The sequence below is a fragment of the Flavobacterium sp. FG139 genome (genome assembly GCF_057809695.1).
Map to the genome: position 1 here is coordinate 1 of NZ_JBMDKL010000057.1, position 370 is coordinate 370.

Sequence of the window (370 nt, forward strand, 5' to 3'; positions counted from 1 at the left end):
CAAACGTATACGTTTACCCCAACAGCAGGACAATGTGCTACAACCGCTACGATGAATGTAACAATAAATGTTACAACAATTCCATCTTTTTCTAATGTTGGCCCTATTTGTTACGGAGATACATTGAACCCACTTCCAACTATCTCACAAAATGGTATTTCGGGTTCTTGGTCACCAGCATTAAATAATACCACTACAACTACATATACTTTCACTCCTTCATCTGGAATTTGTGTATTAAATGCTACCTTAACTATTGTGGTTAATCCAATACCCAATGCAGGAACTAATGGTACATTAAGCATTTGTAGTAATGGCATAGCACAAGATTTATTTACCAGTTTAGGTGGTACTCCACAAACAGGTGGTG

The 370-nt window shown here is 37.3% G+C and carries 1 pseudogene; it reads left to right on the forward strand.

Features of this window, described 5'->3' with window-relative positions:
- Positions 1 to 370: pseudogene (locus ACODSI_RS15080) on the forward strand (hypothetical protein); the annotation flags it as partial.